This is a genomic window from Chitinophagales bacterium, assembly GCA_020636535.1.
GTDB lineage: Bacteria > Bacteroidota > Bacteroidia > Chitinophagales > JADIYW01 > JADJSS01.
On the sequence record JACJXT010000011.1, the window covers coordinates 901,551 to 921,003 of the forward strand.

General features: G+C 31.6%; 14 protein-coding genes and 1 tRNA gene. 12 read left to right on the plus strand and 3 right to left on the minus strand.

The features are described 5' to 3' along the window. Positions 1–56: 56 nt before the first annotated feature. Positions 57–1,499, minus strand: coding sequence for an acetyl-CoA carboxylase biotin carboxylase subunit (accC, locus tag H6553_04235; GenBank protein MCB9033025.1), 1,443 nt, complete (start codon positions 1,497–1,499; stop codon positions 57–59). A gap of 504 nt (positions 1,500–2,003) precedes the next feature. Here accC and H6553_04240 point away from each other — a divergent pair. The 12 genes from H6553_04240 to H6553_04295 all read left to right on the plus strand — a co-directional run bounded on the left by H6553_04240 (position 2,004) and on the right by H6553_04295 (position 18,030). Beyond that, positions 2,004–2,663: an ABC transporter permease gene (locus tag H6553_04240; GenBank protein MCB9033026.1), complete on the plus strand. Its 660-nt coding sequence runs from the start codon at positions 2,004–2,006 to the stop codon at positions 2,661–2,663. 2 nt (positions 2,664–2,665) lie between these two features. Then, positions 2,666–3,340 (plus strand): cytochrome c biogenesis protein CcsA, encoded by a 675-nt coding sequence (ccsA, locus tag H6553_04245; GenBank protein MCB9033027.1) that lies wholly within the window; start codon positions 2,666–2,668, stop codon positions 3,338–3,340. A 3-nt stretch (positions 3,341–3,343) separates the two neighbouring features. Continuing rightward, positions 3,344–3,487: a hypothetical protein gene (locus H6553_04250; protein MCB9033028.1), complete on the plus strand. Its 144-nt coding sequence runs from the start codon at positions 3,344–3,346 to the stop codon at positions 3,485–3,487. Next, a complete protein-coding gene (locus tag H6553_04255; protein ID MCB9033029.1) occupies positions 3,484–4,899 on the plus strand; it encodes a Glu/Leu/Phe/Val dehydrogenase in 1,416 nt (471 codons plus the stop codon). The genes H6553_04250 and H6553_04255 overlap by 4 nt, the downstream gene beginning before the upstream one ends. A 70-nt stretch (positions 4,900–4,969) precedes the next feature. Next, on the plus strand, positions 4,970–5,224 hold the full coding sequence (locus tag H6553_04260; protein MCB9033030.1) for a hypothetical protein: 255 nt from the start codon (positions 4,970–4,972) through the stop codon (positions 5,222–5,224). Continuing rightward, positions 5,214–5,654: a PIN domain-containing protein gene (locus H6553_04265; GenBank protein MCB9033031.1), complete on the plus strand. Its 441-nt coding sequence runs from the start codon at positions 5,214–5,216 to the stop codon at positions 5,652–5,654. Before H6553_04260 ends, H6553_04265 begins: the two co-directional genes overlap by 11 nt. Positions 5,655–5,667: 13 nt before the next feature. Next, entirely contained in the window at positions 5,668–6,438 is a 771-nt protein-coding gene (locus H6553_04270; protein ID MCB9033032.1) for an AMP nucleosidase, read from the plus strand. Between the two features lie 6 nt (positions 6,439–6,444). Next, positions 6,445–7,071: a hypothetical protein gene (locus H6553_04275; protein ID MCB9033033.1), complete on the plus strand. Its 627-nt coding sequence runs from the start codon at positions 6,445–6,447 to the stop codon at positions 7,069–7,071. A 203-nt stretch (positions 7,072–7,274) separates the two neighbouring features. Next, positions 7,275–7,985 carry a Crp/Fnr family transcriptional regulator gene (locus H6553_04280; protein MCB9033034.1) on the plus strand — a complete coding sequence of 237 codons (711 nt, stop codon included), beginning with the start codon at positions 7,275–7,277 and terminating at the stop codon, positions 7,983–7,985. Between the two features lie 156 nt (positions 7,986–8,141). Then, the gene (locus tag H6553_04285; protein MCB9033035.1) at positions 8,142–10,538 is read left to right on the plus strand and encodes a heavy metal translocating P-type ATPase metal-binding domain-containing protein; all 2,397 of its coding nucleotides are present in this window, start codon (positions 8,142–8,144) and stop codon (positions 10,536–10,538) included. 564 nt (positions 10,539–11,102) lie between these two features. Beyond that, complete coding sequence (locus H6553_04290; protein MCB9033036.1) at positions 11,103–16,448, plus strand: gliding motility-associated C-terminal domain-containing protein; 5,346 nt, start codon at positions 11,103–11,105, stop codon at positions 16,446–16,448. A 37-nt stretch (positions 16,449–16,485) separates the two neighbouring features. Further along, positions 16,486–18,030 carry a PorP/SprF family type IX secretion system membrane protein gene (locus tag H6553_04295; GenBank protein MCB9033037.1) on the plus strand — a complete coding sequence of 515 codons (1,545 nt, stop codon included), beginning with the start codon at positions 16,486–16,488 and terminating at the stop codon, positions 18,028–18,030. 121 nt (positions 18,031–18,151) lie between these two features. Here H6553_04295 and panB read toward each other — a convergent pair whose 3' ends face one another. Then, the gene (panB, locus tag H6553_04300) at positions 18,152–18,967 is read right to left on the minus strand and encodes a 3-methyl-2-oxobutanoate hydroxymethyltransferase (GenBank protein ID MCB9033038.1); all 816 of its coding nucleotides are present in this window, start codon (positions 18,965–18,967) and stop codon (positions 18,152–18,154) included. A 111-nt stretch (positions 18,968–19,078) separates the two neighbouring features. Continuing rightward, positions 19,079–19,151 (minus strand) — tRNA-Gln (locus H6553_04305). Between the last annotated feature and the right edge of the window lie 302 nt (positions 19,152–19,453).

The window sequence follows — 19,453 nt, forward strand, 5'->3', positions numbered from 1 at the left end:
ATATAGTCTAAAATATATTACTCATATTATGAATGTGTTTCCAAATAATTAATTATTTATTTGGGTAGGTAGTTGTTTATATCAAATTGATTTTCAGTTTGCTTAAGTATTTTAGCGGCTACTGCTGTTGCTACTAGCAATTCATTTTCATTATACTGATTTGGATGAAAATATTGGTTGACAAAATTAGTATCGAAGTTGCCATTAATAAACGCAGGATGTTTGGCTACAAACTTTCCGAATGGTAAAGTGGTTTTTACTCCTTTAATTTTATAACTATCAATTGCTTCAATTAAAAGTTCAATTGCTTCATTTCTATTATTAGCATGTACAATTAATTTAGCAATCATCGGATCGTAGTAAATAGGAATTTCCATACCTTGCTCAAAACCATCATCTACTCGTATACCAATTCCTTTTGGTCTTTTGTAGGTGTGTAGTGTACCAATATCTGGTAGAAAATTATTTTCAGGATCTTCAGCATATACTCTTAGTTCTATTGCATGACCGTTTATTTTTAAATCTTCTTGTTTAATTTGTAGTACTTCATTATTCGCAATTTTAATTTGCTGTTCTACTAAGTCAATTCCAGTAATAAACTCTGTAACAGGATGTTCTACTTGCAAACGCGTATTCATTTCCAAGAAATAAAAATCCATGTTTTCATTTAAAATAAATTCTACAGTTCCTGCACCACTATAATTTACAGCTTTAGCTACATTAATAGCTGCTTCGCCCATTTTTTGTCTTAAATCAGAAGTTAATATAGCAGAAGGTGCTTCTTCTACTACTTTTTGATGTCTTCTTTGAATAGAACATTCTCTTTCAAACAAATGAATAACATTACCATGATTATCACCTAAAATTTGAATTTCGATATGTCGTGGCGCTGTTACATATTTTTCTATGAACACACTTCCATCACCAAAGGCAGAAGTAGCTTCAGATATGGCTAAATTCATCTGTTCTTCTAATTCGCTCTCGTTTTCTACTACACGCATTCCTTTTCCACCACCACCAGCACTTGCTTTAATTAAAATAGGAAAACCAATTGTTGTAGCAATAGCTTTTGCTTCATTCACATCGCTAATAGGTTTATCTGTTCCAGGAACTAATGGTACATTATACTGAGCCACTGCTTGTTTTGCTGCTAACTTGCTTCCCATTACTTCTATGGCTTTTTCAGAAGGTCCTATGAAAATAATATTATTATCAGCACATGCTTTTGCTAGCAATGCATTTTCAGATAAAAAACCATAACCAGGATGAATGCCATCTACATTTAACTGCTTAGCAACATCAATAATAGTGTCAATTTTTAAATAAGAATCTTTTGATGGTGGAGGACCAATACAAACAGCCTCATCTGCTAAACGAACATGTGGAGCATTTCGGTCTGCTTCAGAAAAAACAGCTACTGTATGAATGCCTAATTTTTTGCACGATTTAATTATTCTTACTGCAATTTCACCTCTGTTGGCAATTAGAATTTTTTTCATGCGATAAATATAAGCATAAGCACAAAATTTTAACTATTTTCTTTTTTTATACCATGAGTTGCACACATGGTTACTCACATTGAAGTATTTCATACTTCTATGTCAAACAAGAAGTGCGTAGTATTTCAACCTTATTAGCAGTAATTTTATAAGCAAGAGCGTGGCGTAGCTACGCAACCTTATATCAACAGTTTTTTTTGACTTATTTTTTCTTCCGAAGGTTCGGAATGCGTAATTTGGTATTAATTTTAACTATTTTCTTTTTTTTACACCATGAGTTGCACACATGGTTACTCATATTGAAGTATTTCATACTTCTATTGTTAAACAAGAAGTGCGTAGTACTTCAACCTTATTAGCAGTAATTTTATAAGCAAGAGCGTGGCGTAGCTACGCAACCTTATATCAACAGTTTTTTTGACTTATTTTTTCTTCCGAAGGTTCGGAAGGCGTAATTAGGTATTAATTTTAACTATTTTCTTTTTTTTATAGATATTTGTGCTGTTGAATACAATTTCACAAATAGCAAAATTAGTTAAGAAAGAATTTAAAGTAGAATGGAGAGATAAAACCATTATTAGTTCTATTTTTGCATATGTAGTTGGTGCCATTTACTTAGTGTATTTGGTTTTTCAAGGTAAGATAACTTTTAATGCATGGTTAAGCGTTTTTTGGATTATTGTTTTGTTTACAGCTCTAAATGCAGTGTATAGAACTTTTATTAAAGAAGCCAACGAACAGTTTTACTATATAAAAAATGTGGCTAGTGTTGTTGTTCTAATAAACTCAAAAATAATATATAATACTATTACTATTTTTGTATTAAGTATAGCCGTTTATTTTTTGATGTTTATTTTTTTCGATAATAAAATTAATTATCCATTCTATTTTGTACTCACTATTTTTTTAGTCAGTTTAGGATTTTCGAGTATTTTTAGTTTGCTATCTGGAATTACAGCTAAAACGCAAAATGTAATATTGTTATTTATTTTATCATTTCCTTTGGTTTTACCATTAATGTTGCTAACTGTTAAATTAAGTTTTTTATGTGATTTTTATACCGAAATAAAAGATTTGTATTTACATTTGATGGCAGTTTTATTGTTAGATATGATAGTGATTGTGTTGTCAAATATATTGTTCCCGTTTATTTGGAAAGATTAGTTATGAAAAATTATTGGTGGAAAATACTTGCTGTAATATGTCTTTTTTATTCATTAGTAGCTGGTTTACTGTTCAATGTTCCTGAGTTAAATATCTTAGAAGAATCTATTAGAAATTTGTTTTTTCATGTGCCAATGTGGTTCAGCATGATGTTTTTAATGTTTTTGTCTTTATTTTATAGCATTAAGTATTTAAGCACACAGAATCCATTAGATGATATTAAAGCAGCTAACTACGCAAAAGTTGGTTTTGTTTTTGGTTTATTGGGAATTATCACTGGTTCAATTTGGGCAAAAGCAACTTGGGGAAAATTTTGGGTGTTTCAAGAAGTAAAACTCAATGGTGCTGCTGCGGCTATATTGGTATATGTAGCTTATTTTATTTTGCGAAATTCTTTTTCAGACGAACAAATGAAAGCTCGTTTAAGTGCAGTATATAACATATTCTCATTTGTCATGTTTATGGTGTTGATTAATGTTATTCCAAGAATTACAGATTCATCACTACATCCAGGAAATGGCGGAAATCCTGGTTTTAATGCCTACGATTTAGATAATAATTTGCGTTTGGTATTTTATCCAGCAGTTATTGGTTGGATATTATTAAGCTATTGGATAGCACAAATTTTAATAAGACTTGACAAATTAGAAAGAAAAATTTTAAATTTAGAATTATAAGTTATGGGAGATTTAATATTAAGTAATGGTAAACTTACTGCTGTTTTTATTGTTATACTAATAATTTTTATTGGACTAATTGCTTTTCTTTTTTCAATCGATAGAAAAGTAAACCAATTAGAAGAACATCAAAAAAATAATATATGAGTTCAGGTTCCAAATTTTACGAAAATGTACAAGCATATGTCGACCATGCTGCTAAGTACACTAAATTTGCTAAAGACAAAGGTTTAATGGAACAAATTAAATCGTGTAATGCTGTTTATCGAATAAAGTTTCCTGTAAAAATCAAAAATAAAATAGAAGTAATTGAAGCTTATCGCGTACAACACAGTCACCACCAATTGCCAACAAAAGGTGGAATTAGATATAGTGATATGGTTGACCAAGAAGAAGTAATGGCTTTGGCTTCATTAATGACTTACAAATGTGCTGTAGTAAATGTGCCATTTGGTGGTGCAAAAGGTGGTATTAAAATCGATACCAAAAAATATAATGTAGAAGATATTGAAAAAATTACTCGACGATATACTTTCGAACTTATTAAAAAAGGATTTATTGGTCCATCTTTAGATGTGCCTGCTCCAGACTACGGTACTGGTCCTCGAGAAATGAGTTGGATTGCAGATACATACATTCAGTTCAATCAGTCGCAAATAGATGCACATGGTTGTGTTACAGGAAAACCAGTTTCTAATGGTGGTATTCATGGCAGAACAGAAGCAACAGGTAGAGGTGTTTTTTATGGTATAAGACATGCATGTTCGTTTAAAGAAGATATGGAAAAATTAGGTTTGTCGGTTGGTATTGAAGGTAAAAAAGTATGTGTACAAGGTTTTGGAAATGTAGGTTATCACACAGCTAAAATTATGTTTGATAATGGTGTTGTGATAGTCGGAATTTCAGAAAAAGAAGGTACACTATACAACAAAGAAGGAATTGATGTTAATGATTTGAAGAAATATCAAATAAAAAAAGGAACAATACGAAATTATCCAAATGCTACATTTTTTCCAGATCCAAATTATATTATCGAATTAGATTGCGATATATTAGTTCCTGCTGCATTAGAGTCTACAATAACAAAAGCCAATGCCAAAAAAGTAAAAGCAAAAATTATTGGCGAAGGTGCAAACGGACCAGTTACTCAAGAAGCAGATGAAATTTTAAGAGAGAAAGGTGTGATGATAATTCCAGACATGTATTTGAATGCTGGTGGTGTTACCGTTTCTTATTTCGAATGGTTAAAAAATTTATCGCATGTGAGTTTTGGACGAATGGACAACCGTTTTCAAGATAATGCATTTGGCAACATATTAAATATAGTTGAAAGTACAACTGGAAAAAAAATCACCAAAAAACAAAGAGACTTAGTACATGGTGCAGATGAGTTGGCTTTGGTAAATTCTGGTTTAGAAGATACCATGATAGAAGCATATAATAATATTAGAAGTGTACTAAAAAAACACAGAGCCATTAAAGATTTGAGAACAGCTGCCTATGTTTACGCACTAGATAAAATAGGAACAGCATATCAAGAAATGGGCGTATTTCCATAAATAGGAACTTATTTTGCATTTAGTTTGTTGTATTCTTGAAAATAAATATCTAATTTTAAAGAAAAGACTAATGAGTACTAAACTAACATTGACCATGGAAAAAGAAGTTGTCGAAGTTGCTAAAGCATATGCTAAAGAAAATGGGCAAAGTCTTTCTGAAATAGTAGAAAGTTATTTTAAGTTGATAGCGATAAAAAGAAGTCAAAGAAAATCAAAACACCGTGATTCAAATATAAATAAGTATAGAGGAATAATTAAAATAGATGAATCAATAGATTATAAACATATTTTAGAGGAAGAATTATCTAAAAAGTATGATATATAGATTGTTTATAGATTCAGATGTTATTATAGATTTTTTCACCAATAGAACTCCATTTGCAGATTCAGCTAGCCAACTTTTAGAGCTAAACCATAAGGGCGAAATTACCTTATATTTGTCTGCATTGTCTATAAATAATATTTATTATATATTAAGAAAATTTTTAGGTCATAAAAAATCAATAGAAGTTATTGAATCATTGATTGATATAACTGAAATAATAGGAACAACTAAAAAAGAAATAATGGAAGCTCTAAAAAATAATTTTTCAGATTTTGAAGATGCTATTCAATATACTTCTGCATTAAAAATTGAAAAATTAGATGCAATAATCACAAGAAATACTAAAGATTATAAACAATCGTCCATTCCAGTAATGACGCCTAATGAATTTCTTAATTTTAAAGAAAACAATAAACAACAAGGAATTTAACTATATTTAAACAATGAAATCTAAAGAAGAAATAGTAGAAAATTGGTTGGTAAGATATACAGGTACAGAGTTAAATGAATTTGGACAATATATACTATTAACTAACTTTAATAAATACATCTATAAATTTGCAGAACTCAATCAAGTAGAAGTAAAAGGACTAAATACACCAATGATTAATGCTACTGCAAATAATATTACCATTATTAATTTTGGAATGGGAAGTCCAGTTGCAGCAACTATGCTCGATTTATTGTCGGCCATTAAACCTAAAGCCGTATTGTTTTTAGGAAAATGTGGAGGACTCAAAAAGAAAAATGAAATTGGCGATTTTGTTTTGCCAATTGCTGCTATTCGTGGTGAAGGTACTAGTAACGATTATTTTCCACCAGAAGTGCCAGCACTACCATCGTTTGCACTACAAAAAGCCATTTCTACTGCTATTAGAGAAAACGAATTAGACTATTGGACAGGCACTGTTTATACTACCAACAGACGCGTTTGGGAACACGATGAAAAGTTTAAAAAGTATCTACGAAAAATTAGAGCTATGGCAATTGATATGGAAACAGCTACCATTTTTACAGTAGCATTTGCTAATGCTATTCCAGTTGGAGCATTGCTATTAGTGTCCGACCAACCTATGATTCCAGAAGGCGTTAAAACAGAAGAAAGTGATAAAATTGTTACTAAAAATTTTGTAGACTTACACTTAAAAGTAGGCATTGATGCACTACATCAAATTATGGAGCAAAAAACAACCATCAAACACTTAAAATTTTAAAAAAAAATGTTTAAAAAGATACTATTTATTACAATATTATTTTATAGTATAAATATTAAAGCAGAAGATATTTTAGATGTTATTTGCGATAGTATTTGTGCTTCATTTGAAAAACAAGATGTTTCAAAACTTTCTAGCAATCCAGAACTTTTATTTGGATTAGAAATATTAAAATATGCTCAGATGTATGAAGCAGAACTTAAATCCCAATATAAATATGATATGGCTAAACTCAATTCTAAAACTGGAGAAAAACTTGGTGTTATTATGATTGGTGAAAAATTAGTATTTAGATGTCCAGAAACTTTTGCAAAAATATATAATAATTTAATTGATAAACAAGATGATTTTATAAATGAAAATACCAATGGAGTAATATCAACAGTACAAGGAAAGATTACAGTAGTAGAAGAAGGAGAATTTATATATCTTTTTATTGAAGATAAAAATCTAAAAAAAACAAAATTACTTTATCTAGAACATTTTCCTGGTGCTAATCAATTAATGGAAAACTTTAACACGCTTGTAGGTAAATCTGTTATTATTGATTACGAAGACAAAGAATTCTTTAATGCCAAACTAAAAGAATATATCTACTATAAAGTAATCAAACAAATAACTTTTGTCGAATAATATTGCCGTTATACATTTAGCGTCATTTAAGTAACCATGATTTCGTCATTCCGTAATTCCTTTTCCCATCAGTGTCACTCGAAGAGGACGCTGATGCTTTCTGATGCTTTCAAATCTACTCACTACTATTAATAAACAGAATATTAATCTAAAATTTCACTTAATTTCTTGTTAAACATACCTAAAATTCGTAATATTATGATGTGAATTCAGAAGGTTTTAAGCACATAGAATGTAAGCATTGCTCACAAAGATTTTCGCATGTCATTTGCAATCCAGAAAACGATTATCATCATAGCATTGATACGCACAAAATATGTGCAACTTTTAAGAAAGGAGAGATGCTGTTTAAAGAAGGTGCTTATGCTACTGGAATTTTTTGTGTCAATCAAGGAAAAATTAAATTGTCTAAACTAGGAGAAGAAGGCAAAGAGCAGATAGTACGACTAGTAAAATCTGGCGATATTTTGGGTTATAAAGCACTACTTACAGGCAATAAATATTCTGGTTCAGCCATTGCTTTAGAAGATAGCAATGTATGTTTTATACCAAAAGATATATTTACGGGTATCTTAAAAAAAGATGCTAATCTTTCTTTCGAGATGATGAAGATTTTGTCTAACCAACTAAAATCTACCGAAGATGCACTCATGCACTTAGCACAAAAACCAGTTAGAGAAAGAGTAGCAGAAGTAGTATTGTATCTCAAAGAAACCTATGGTGTAGATGATGAAAACAACATCAATGTAACGCTTTCTAGAGAAGATTTTGCAAACATAGTTGGTACTGCAACCGAAACTTGTATTCGTTTTTTATCTGAAATGAAGAAAGAAGACATTATTGAAATGTCTGGCAAAAGAATAAAAATTGTCAATCAAGCTAAACTAGTCAGAACAGCTAATATTTTTGATTGATTGGTCAATCTGACTTTAACGAAGATGTTTTAAAAATCTTACTACTTACTACTAAAAATCTCACTACTCATTACTCACTACCCAATACTATTCTACTGACTTTTATCATCTTTCCTTACACTAATTTCTGCTAACTTTGTCTTGTAAACTAAACACTTGAGTAAACATACAGAGAACGAATTACAATGTTTTCATTGTGGCGAAACTTGCGAAACCAAAGACATTCATTTGGAAGAAAAATATTTTTGCTGCACTGGTTGTAAAACGGTTTTTGAAATTTTAAATCAAAACGGACTCTGCGATTACTACGAATTAAATAATCATCCAGGACTTACCAAAAAAGATAATATCAGACAAGACAAATATGATATTTTAGATGATGAAACAGTAGCTTCAAAATTCATTCGTTTTAAAGATGATAATTTTACCAAAGTACAGTTTTATATTCCACAAATACATTGTAGTTCTTGTTTGTGGTTACTAGAAAATTTACCTATAATAAATGAAAATATATATTCATCTGTAGTTAATTTTGTAAATAAAGAAATTACTATTAGTTACAATCATCACCAAATTTCAATTAAAGAATTGGTGTTGTTACTAGAACAATTAGGTTACGAACCTTATATTAGTTTTGAAAATACGACAGTACAACAATCAAAATCATTTAATAAAAAAAGAATATATAAATTAGGTGTTGCAGGATTTTGTTTTGGCAATATCATGCTGTTTTCTTTTCCAGAATACTTTGCATTTAATGGTGATATTGTAGAACAATTTAAAAATTTATTTCGTGGACTAAATCTGCTGTTGTCGCTTCCAGTAGTATTTTATAGTGCTACAGAATTCTTTACAAGTGCTTACAAAGGTTTAAAAAATAAATATTTAAATATTGATGTTCCGTTGTCAATTGCTATAATTTTAACTTTTGTAAGAAGCATCTACGAAATAGCATTTAACATAGGTCCAGGTTTTTTCGATACACTTTCTGGTATCGTTTTCTTTATGTTGTTAGGAAGAGTAATACAAGACAAAACTTATCAGTCGCTTTCTTTTGAAAGAGATTTTAAATCGTTTTTTCCATTAGCAGTTAATAAAATAGTAAATAATCATATTATTCCAACAACTATAGATAAAATTCAAGTCGATGATGTAATTGAAATTCATCACAACGAATTAATTCCAGTTGACGGAATTTGTACCATAGGCAAACCAACAATCGATTATAGTTTTGTAACAGGAGAAAGTATGCCAGTAAATTTAAATATTGGCGATTTAATTTATGCAGGAGGAAAACAAGTAGATGGAAAAATTCAAATGTTGGTAGTTAAAACACTCAATCAAAGTTATTTAACAGAGCTGTGGAATAATTCATCAGATGATAGTAATAAGGATACTAAATATGAAGATATTTTAAGTAAATATTTTACTATAGTTGTTTTATCAATAGCAGCATTGGCTTCTTTATATTGGATATTTCAAGGCAATTATCAAAAAGTGTTTGATGTATTAACTACTATTTTAATAATAGCTTGTCCATGTGCTTTGTTGCTGTCTGCATCTTTCACCTATGGAAATGTCATTAGAATTTTAGGAAAACATCAGTTCTTTGTCAAAAACAAATTAGTTATACAAAACTTAGCCAAAGTAAAATCAATAGTGTTCGATAAAACAGGAACATTAACCAATCTCAATAAAATGCAAGTCAATTATAACGGATTGCCTTTAGAAAATAATATAAAAATAAATATAAGTGCATTGGTAAATCAATCTAATCATCCATTAAGTAAAGCTATAAAAACCTATTTAAAAGTAGAGCAGTTTCCACAAATCAAACACTATAAAAATACAGACGGAAAAGGCATAGAAGCATGGATTGATGAACAGTATTATAAAATTGGCAGTGCTTCATTTGTTAAAGCACAAGACCAAATTCAGTCAACAGCAGTATATATATCAATAGATAATCAATATATAGGTAGATTTGAAATACAACAAAACTATCGCAGTGGATTGCAACAACTCATTCAGCAATTACAAGACAAGTTTCAACTAGCAATTTTATCTGGCGATAATAATCACGAAGAACAAAAGCTTAAAAAAGTATTTGGCAAAACAACAGCAATGTATTTTAACCAAATGCCAATAGATAAACAAAATTATATTACAACACTACAACAAACAGAACCAGCGTTATTTATTGGTGATGGATTAAACGATGCAGGTGCATTAAAAACAGCTTCGGTTGGAATTGCAATAACAGACAATACCAATAATTTCACACCAGCTTCCGATGCCATACTTCAAGCAGACAAACTGCCACTATTATATCAGTTGATAAAATTTAGTCAACAAGCACAGAAAGTAATATTAGGATCATTTTTAATATCATTAATTTATAATATAATAGGCATTTCCTTTGCAGTACAAGGTAAATTATCTCCAATAATAGCAGCTATTATTATGCCAATAAGTACAGTTACCATCATTCTTTTTACTTTTATTAGCACACAAATATTGAGTAGTAGAATAAAAGAGAAACACCATTCTTAAAATTAGCTTTTCGTGATGTCAGAAGTTTCTTTTCGTAGCGTCGGCAGTTTCTTTCCCACAATATCAAAATATAAAGCATAACGCTGTTTTGAATACTACTTAAGTATTAGAACTAGAAGTATAAAATACTTCAATTTGAGTAACCATGGGTGCAACTCATGGTATAATAAAGTACTTAATGCATAATTTGTAATAAAGCTAAATACGATTAGACTGCTACTCAATAGTAGCTTATTTATACAAAAGTACAAAGTAGTTTATATCAATAATAATGGATAATTTTTAGATATATGAGACTTAAACTATCTTATTGTATAACATAAAATGCTCATTACTAGCAATATAAACATATAGTGATAAACCTTAATAGGTGTATTTGACAATCTTGTATCTAGTTTGATTAAAAAAAAAATTAACTTTTTTTACCATAAGTGTTTTGTTTTTACAAATTTTAACTTAAATTTACACCAAAGAAGAATTTAATACCAATTATAAAAACAAAAACTTTTTTATATGCTAGGAAATACATTTTTAAAGAAATTAAAATTTAGTTTGGTGCTTCTGATGCTCTTTAGCTTACTTAATGAAGCTAAAGCTCAAATGAACCTTGCTACTAATGCTACCATTACGGTAACACAACGAAGTTATAACGACTTTGCTATGGACGGAGGTTGGGTAACTTTTATTGGACCTATAGACAGATGTGATGTGTCTTGGGCTACAAGAATAACATATATCAGTGGAGGTGCTCCTGTTTTAGATAGATATCCATTTGGTTTCGATAACAATTGTAATCATGTTATTGGTTCAGGTGGCTGTCCAGATCCTTCAGGATTTGCAGGAACTGGTAATCCTGCCTGTAATTCTTCTTTCCCAGAAAATACAGCTGTGTTTTCTTTGACTAATAACTGTGATATTGAACAAGTACAATTTCAGTTAGAAGGATGGGAAAATGAAGGTGGTGGAAATTTAGATTATAATGCTGGGGATGCTAATCACGAATTTTCAAGTTTAGTTAATGTACCTATTAATGTAGTAGGTACAAATAACTATACTATAAGTACTGGTACTTCACCTGGTTATTCTATTAATTATAGAGTAGATGTAACAGCTGTAGCAATGTCAGGTATTGCATTAGCTTCTGGTGGAACTATTTGTTCTGGTCAAAATGCAGAATTAATATTAAGTGGTGTTGATCCAGCAGATATTAATATTAGATGGTATACAGATGCAGCAAGAGCTAACTTCTTAACATCTGGTGGTAGTGCTCAAACTATTACACCAACAAATGACCCAAGATTAATAAATACAACAAATGCTCCAATAACAGTTTCTTATTGGGTTACGCGTCAATTAACAGCAAACTGCGAAACAGCTCCAGTTCAAATTGACATAATAGTAAATCCACTACCAACTGCTCCAGATATAGATGGTCTTAGTGAAGTTTGTTCTGGAGATACTGTACAATTGACGGATTTAAATAATAATGGTACTTACGAAACTTGGTGGTCATATGATGCTGGTGAATTTGCTGCTGATATTGATCCACTTGCTACTGGTGCTACATTTACTACACAACCATTAGCACAGTTTACTACTATTTATGCTATTACTGTAGATCCAGCTACTGGTTGTAAAAGTGCTGTAGATTACCATGATATTACAGTAAATCCAAAACCAACATCTCCGCAAGTAGAAATTGTTGATGGCTGTATGAATGTTTTTACAAATTTTAGAGTTAATGATGAACAAATTGGCTTTTTAATGCATAGACAATATACATTAGCGGATGGTTCAGTATATACTTTTAATAATACTATAACGGATACTATTTTTAATTGGTCTTATAATTGGAATGTTCCAGGACAAGCATATTTAACAGTTACGATAGAAGATCCAAATACTGGTTGTATTAGCGACCCAACAATTCAAACTTTCAATATTATTACTATTCCAGATGCTCCAACAGCAAATGGTACTTCAGTTTGTAATGGTCAGTCAGCTTATTTAACAGCAACTGGCGAACCAAATGCTTCGTTTTCTTGGTATGCAGATGCTGCTTTAACTCAGCAATTACAAGTGGGGGCTAACTTTACTACACCAGCATTAACAACAAATACTTCTTATTGGGTTACACAAGCTGATAGTGGTTGTGCTAGTTCAGCTACTCAAGTAGATGTTACTGTAACAAACGATAACGCAGCTTTAGTTTTAACAAGAAGTCAAGATACAATATGTTATGGTGGCTCTGTTGATTTAGGTGGTGGTAATGCTACTACTATTTGGTACACAGATGGTGGTGCTGCTGAAATAGGAACAGGTGCTTTTATTACAGTAACTCCATCAGTTTCTTCTTATTATTATGCAAAAGATACAGCAGGTATGTGTCCAAGTGGTCTAAGTTCTATATATGTAGAGGTAAAGCCAGCAATTCCTGCTCCTCAAGTTAATAATTTAACATTCTGTGAAACAGAAGATGTGATACTTTCGGCTGTTCCTGTAAGATATGGCTATAGTTATGCAGCTATTGATGGTTATCCTGGTTATCCTGAAATAGGAGGTATAGAGTTTTCAAGTGCAATAGGTACACCTTATATATATGAGATTGTTCCTTTTGATTTTTCTTTTGGTACAACTTTACCTGTAACTACTAATATAGGGACATTACCTGCGGGTGTATATAACTATTCTGTATTTACTCTTGATGCCCAAGGATGTTATTCGCCATATACAAACTTTACAGTTACAGTGGTAGAACAATTAGAAAAACCAATGGTAGAGCCAGATACTATATGTGAGGGCGAAGATGCTACATTAACGGCTACTGGTTGCAGTGGAGAGGTTAAATGGTATGCAGATGCGGGTTTAACTAATTTATTATTTGTCGGTTCAGAATACACAGCTACTGGATTAGTTGCTGGCTCACATAATTTCTATGTTACTTGTAACTCAAGTGGTAGTTGTTCTAGTGCAGACTCAATGGTTACGGTAATTGTAAATCCTGCTCCAGAATTACCTTACTTTACAAGCGATTATACCATTTGTCAAGGACAAACAGTACCAACAGGCGAAGGTCTTATGGCTTCTTGTGCTGGTGGTACACCAAGTCAAACTGGTATGTTAACTGTTGATGGTACTGGTACTCCAATTATTATAAGTGATGAAGATGGAGCTTTGTATGGCCCAATTTCTTTTGATGCTTCTGCAATTCCAGCTGGTGCTACAGTTACAAGTGTTACTGTAAGTATGACAATGAATCATACTTGGGTATCAGATGTAATTGCAACTTTGAATGCTCCTGTTAGTGGTAGTTTAGAATTTTTACATGCACCATTTGCAGGAGATAATTATGGAAGTAGTGTTGGTACAGTACCTGAAACATATGTTTTTGATGATATGGCATCAAACCCTCCTTTTACATCTCAACCAGGAGACTATGACTGGCCTGCAGGCACATACCAACCAACTTTACCATTGGCATTATTAAGTGGAAATGATGCATCTGGTATATGGACTATGGATATTGAAGATGAAGCATTTGGTGATGGTGGTTCTGTTACTGCCTCAAGTATAACAATAAACTGGATGATTCCTGCTACTGGTGGTGATATTTCTTGGTGGGATGCTCCTGTAGATGGTACGCAAGTTGGTGACGAAATGGTTTTCGTACCTACTGATTATGAAACACTTGATCCAGGTGCTTATACTTTCTATGCTCAATGTGGTGATGCTACTGATTGTGGCAATGGAAGAACACCTGTTACATTTACAGTATTACCTGCATTAACTGCTCCATCTGTTATGGGTGATGATCCAATTTGTGAAAATACTTCTGCTACATTAGAAGCTACAAGTGATGCTGGTACTGTTGAATGGTATGCAGACGCAGATTTAACTATATTACTAGGAACAGGTTCTACTTATACTACGCCAAATTTATCTGCTAATACTACATATTATGCAGTTGCTAATAATGGTATTTGTTTAAGTGCTCCTACTGCTTACGAAGTAGAGGTAATACCTGCTCCTGTTGTTTCTGCCTTCATTGATAACCCAATTTCATTCTTCGGAGAAGTTGAGGTATGTGAAGGAGAGCAAATCTCAATTTATCCTAATTTAGCAGATCCTGTTAATCAAGTTATGTTTTTATATGACCTAAAAGATGTGGATCCTTTGAATGATTGGATTGTAGTTGCTGGTGATGGTGAAGAACTAGAAATAAATGCTAACTCCGATGCTGTATATTGGTTAAGAGTTTATGATTTTGCAACTGGTTGTGTAAGTGATCCAGTTCCATTATATGTAAATGTATTTAATAGAACACCAGCACCAGAGGTTAGAGGTGCAGAAGTTTGTGTTGGTGAAGAAGCTACTATCATAGCAGATTATTCAAACTTTATTAACGATTTTGTTCCTGAGAATCCAGCTACTACAATAGTATGGTGGGATGAGGATTTGAATTTCTTAGCTGAGCATGATATTGACTTATCATTAAATGCTGTTAATGATTCATTGCTTGTTGGTCCATTTACAACTCCAGGTACATATAACTTCTTAGTTGGTACTAGAGTTTATCATGATAATTCAATATTCTTAGGATATTGCGAAAGCGAATTATCAGTTGTAACTGTAGTTGTAACTGGTGTTCCAGAAACTCCTGCTAATTTGTATGATACTATTTGTGCTGGTGAATCTACTTCATTCAATACAGGTGATTTAGGTGGTGAAGTAAGATGGTATAGTGATGAAGATTTAACAGATTTAATTATAATTTCTAATACATTAAATACTGGAATACTTACAGCAACTACACAATATTGGTATACGGTTTCTAGTAATGCTGGTTGTATAAGTACTGCTGCTATGGCAGAAGTTTTTGTAAACGAATTACCAACTTTAACTAGTGTAACTAATAATACACCAATTTGTGAACACTCAGATTTAGAATTATATGCTAATACTGATGATGCTACAAATTTAACATTCAGTTGGTGGACTAACTTTAACGGATTTACTTCTACTTTACAAAATCCAGTAATAATGGATGCTACAGAAGTAAATGATGAAGGATTCTATTTTGTTAAAGTGACTGATGTTTTAACAGGTTGTGTTTCTCAAACTTATTCTACTTTAGCTGTAATCTCTAAATTCCCAGATAATATTATAGCAGATAATGATGGTCCTACTTGCGAAGATGGAACGATTCAATTAAATGCAACTAATGTATTTGGTGCTACTTATGCATGGACAGGACCTAATGGTTATACCGCAAGTGTAAGAAACCCAATTATTACAGATGTTACACCAGATATGAGTGGAACTTATACAGTAGTAGTTACTTTAGGAGCATGTTCTTCAGATCCTGCAACTACAGATGTAGTTGTTTATCCTAATCCTGTAGCTTATGCTGGAGAAGATGTTTCGACCTTACAAGGTGTTCCAATTGTGTTAAATGGTTCTGGCGGTACAACATACCAATGGTTGCCTTTAACTAATGATGTATTCTCTTTAGAACCGAATAATATTCCAAATCCTACATTCTATAGTGATTCTATAGGAGTGTACGAGTTATACTTAACAGTTTGGGATGATGATCATGGTTGTTCTGATGTAGATACTGTAGTTGTAACAGTATTACCTAACTATGATTTAGAAGTTCCAGATTTAATTACTCCAAATGGAGATGGAATTAATGATGCATTTGTAATCAAATACTTAGAAAACTTAGACCAAGCTTATACATTGAGTGTGTATGCTAGAGCAGGAGCTAAAGTATTTGAAACTACCAGTTATGGTCAAGATTGGAAGGGTACATACAAAGATGAGCAATTGCCTGACGGTGCATACTGGTGGGTGTTGGCTCTAGAAGATGGTACTGTTTACAAAGGTCAGTTAACGATTAAACGATAATTAACAAGAATTATAAAACCAAAGAAAATCGATTATGATGAAATCAATAATAAATAAGCTTTTAGTTATCATAGTTTTATTAACTACAGCTAATCAGTTACATGCACAACAGCTACCAGTTTTTAATAACTATGTATTCAATCCATTCTTGTATAATCCTGCAAGAGCAGGAGATAACCCAGATGGTGGTACTATCAATTTAGAGTTTATTAAGCATTATGACAATATGCCTTATGGACCTTTAACTGGTGGTGTCACTTGGGATTCAAGAATTAAGGAATCAAATACAGCATTAGGTGCTACTTTGATACATGACAGAAATGGTAAGTTAATTAGAAATACCATGGCTTCATTTACCTATAACTACAGAATTCCTTTCAATAAGGAAAAAACACATGAGTTATCCATAGGTATTCAGGCAGGTATTATTTCTCAAAATTTTAATGGTTGGGATGCCAATACAACAGATGACATTTCTTTAGATGCTTCTATTTACAATGGTAGAACAACTAATTTTGATTTAGCATTAGGTATTAATTATCACTGGAAAGGTTTAAATATTGGCTTTTCAGTGCCTCAAGTGTTAAATGGTAAAGCGAGATTTAGAAATAATGGCTTAGATGAGAATGGAGATAATACCATGTTTCAATATCAAAGAGAGTATTTTGTTAATGCTAGTTATGAAGCAAGATTTGGAGGAAAAGACAAAAAATCTTGGATGGTAATGCCTTATGTATTGTATAGATATTACAAAACTACAGGTTCTCAGTTAGATTTAAGTGCTATGTTTGGCTACAAACAATTAGTTTGGTTAGGTGCTGGATATAGAACTGGTGGTGGAGACGGTGGTTTCTTTAAACCTAATGCTGCTGGTGTTCATGTAACTGCTGGTGCAGGTATTAAAGAAAGAGTTAAGTTATTCTATACTTTTGAATTACCATTAAAAGACGAGAGAAGTTATTTTGGATATACTCATGAAGTAACTATTCAAGCTAACTTGGTTAGAAAAGTAGATAAGAAAGAATACGACAAAAACAAACAAAAAGTAGATGATGAGTTAGCTAAAGTGAATCAAAAAGCAGACAATGCTCAAGTTACTGCTGATGATGCATTGGCTAAAAGTGATGAAGCTTTAAACAAAGTTACAGACCTTAGTAAAGATGTTGATAAGCTGAACAATGATGTTGCTTCAAATTCAGAGTCTATCAAAGAAGTTTCTGGAAGAATTGATGATTTAGTATTCAAAAAATTCGGTTCAGTTTATTTTGAATGGGATGAAGATCAATTAACTGATGAAGCTAAAGCAAGTTTAGATGCATTCAAAACTAAGTTATCTGAAATGAAAGGCAATTACTTTATCTATTTAGCTGGTAATGCTTCTGCTGAAGGTAATGTAAACTACAATCAAGCATTATCTGCAAGAAGATGTGATGCAGTTAAAAGATACTTAGAAGGTGTTGGTATATCACAAAGAATCTTATTATTACCATATGGTGAGAATTCTTGGGTAACTGAAAGCCAAAACACTGAAGCTGACAAAGCTAAAAACAGAAGAGTGGATATTTATCTTTCAGGAGAATAATCAAACTTCTATAGGTATAAAAAAAGGTTCGCAAAAATTGCGAACCTTTTTTGTTTTTATATCAATTATCAAATGGCTTATTAGTTATTGACTAAATGCCAAATGACTAGTAACTAATATATTAGTACTGTTCTTTTTCACTAGGGAAGTCACTGCTTTTTACATCAGCAATATATGCTTGAGTAGCAGTTTTTATTTCATCGTAAAGATGTAAGTATTGTCTTAAAAATCTAGGTTTAAATTCATGTGTAATGCCAAGCATATCATGCGTTACTAAAACTTGTCCATCAACGCCATTGCCAGCACCAATGCCAATAACAGGAATGCTAACACTTTCAGTAACTTGTTTTGCTAGAGCAGCAGGAATTTTTTCTAATACAATACCAAAACAACCTAAACTTTCTAAATATTTAGCATCTTCTAATAACCTTTCAGCTTCTTCATCTTCTTTAGCTCTTACGGTGTAAGTACCAAATTTATAAATAGACTGTGGCGTTAATCCTAAATGTCCCATTACAGGAATTCCAGCCGTTAAAATTCTTATAATAGACTCACCAATTTCTTGTCCACCTTCAAGTTTTACACCATGTGCTCCAGTTTCTTTCATAATTCGAATAGACGCATTTAAAGCTTCTCTAGAATTTCCCTGATAAGAACCAAAAGGCAAATCAACTACAACAAAACATCTCTTTACTGCTCTCACAACACTTTGTGCATGATAAATCATTTGGTCTAAAGTAATAGGTAGCGTGGTCTCATGTCCAGCCATTACATTAGAGGCAGAATCTCCAACTAAAATAATGTCAATTCCAGCATCATCAATAATTTTTGCCATAGAATAATCATAACCAGTCAGCATAGCGATCTTTTCGCTATTCTGTTTCATCTCTTTTAAAATGTGTGTAGTAACTCTCTTTACATCTTTATAAGTTGACATATTTTATTGTATTAATGGATAACGAAGTTATGATTTATTTTTTACAATCGCCAATTTATAGAATGGACTTAAAATAAAAAAAGAGACCAAAATTAGTCTCTTTTTCTACTGTTGACCTACTAGGGCTCGAACCTAGACTCTTCTGGACCAAAACCAGACGTGTTGCCAGTTACACCATAGGTCAATTGCGAGTGCAAATTTAATACTTTTTTTTATTTATAAGAATAATTTTAGAAATTAAAGGTTTTTTAAAATCACTATTAAATGTTGTCTACTTTATATCGTAGCATGAAATAATAATATAGCACAGTTTTTTCTACTAATAACAAATGCTAATAATTAAGGAATATTATAAATTTTATCTTTTGTGCTGATTTTATTTTCTTACTTTTGTAAAAAACAAACTATTTAAATAAATGAAAATTTGTTTGTGTTGAATTTTTATTGGATATGTAAATTTAACAGTAGCTTTGTTTTTATTAATGG

Bases quoted from the DNA above. Each gene is read 5' to 3' on its own strand.
- accC (MCB9033025.1), bottom strand. From the start codon at position 1,499: ATGAAAAAAATTCTAATTGCCAACAGAGGTGAAATTGCAGTAAGAATA.
- ccsA (MCB9033027.1), top strand. From the start codon at position 2,666: ATGAAAAATTATTGGTGGAAAATACTTGCTGTAATATGTCTTTTTTAT.
- H6553_04250 (MCB9033028.1), top strand. From the start codon at position 3,344: ATGGGAGATTTAATATTAAGTAATGGTAAACTTACTGCTGTTTTTATT.
- H6553_04255 (MCB9033029.1), top strand. From the start codon at position 3,484: ATGAGTTCAGGTTCCAAATTTTACGAAAATGTACAAGCATATGTCGAC.
- H6553_04260 (MCB9033030.1), top strand. From the start codon at position 4,970: ATGAGTACTAAACTAACATTGACCATGGAAAAAGAAGTTGTCGAAGTT.
- H6553_04265 (MCB9033031.1), top strand. From the start codon at position 5,214: ATGATATATAGATTGTTTATAGATTCAGATGTTATTATAGATTTTTTC.
- H6553_04270 (MCB9033032.1), top strand. From the start codon at position 5,668: ATGAAATCTAAAGAAGAAATAGTAGAAAATTGGTTGGTAAGATATACA.
- H6553_04275 (MCB9033033.1), top strand. From the start codon at position 6,445: ATGTTTAAAAAGATACTATTTATTACAATATTATTTTATAGTATAAAT.
- H6553_04290 (MCB9033036.1), top strand. From the start codon at position 11,103: ATGCTCTTTAGCTTACTTAATGAAGCTAAAGCTCAAATGAACCTTGCT.
- H6553_04295 (MCB9033037.1), top strand. From the start codon at position 16,486: ATGAAATCAATAATAAATAAGCTTTTAGTTATCATAGTTTTATTAACT.
- panB (MCB9033038.1), bottom strand. From the start codon at position 18,967: ATGTCAACTTATAAAGATGTAAAGAGAGTTACTACACACATTTTAAAA.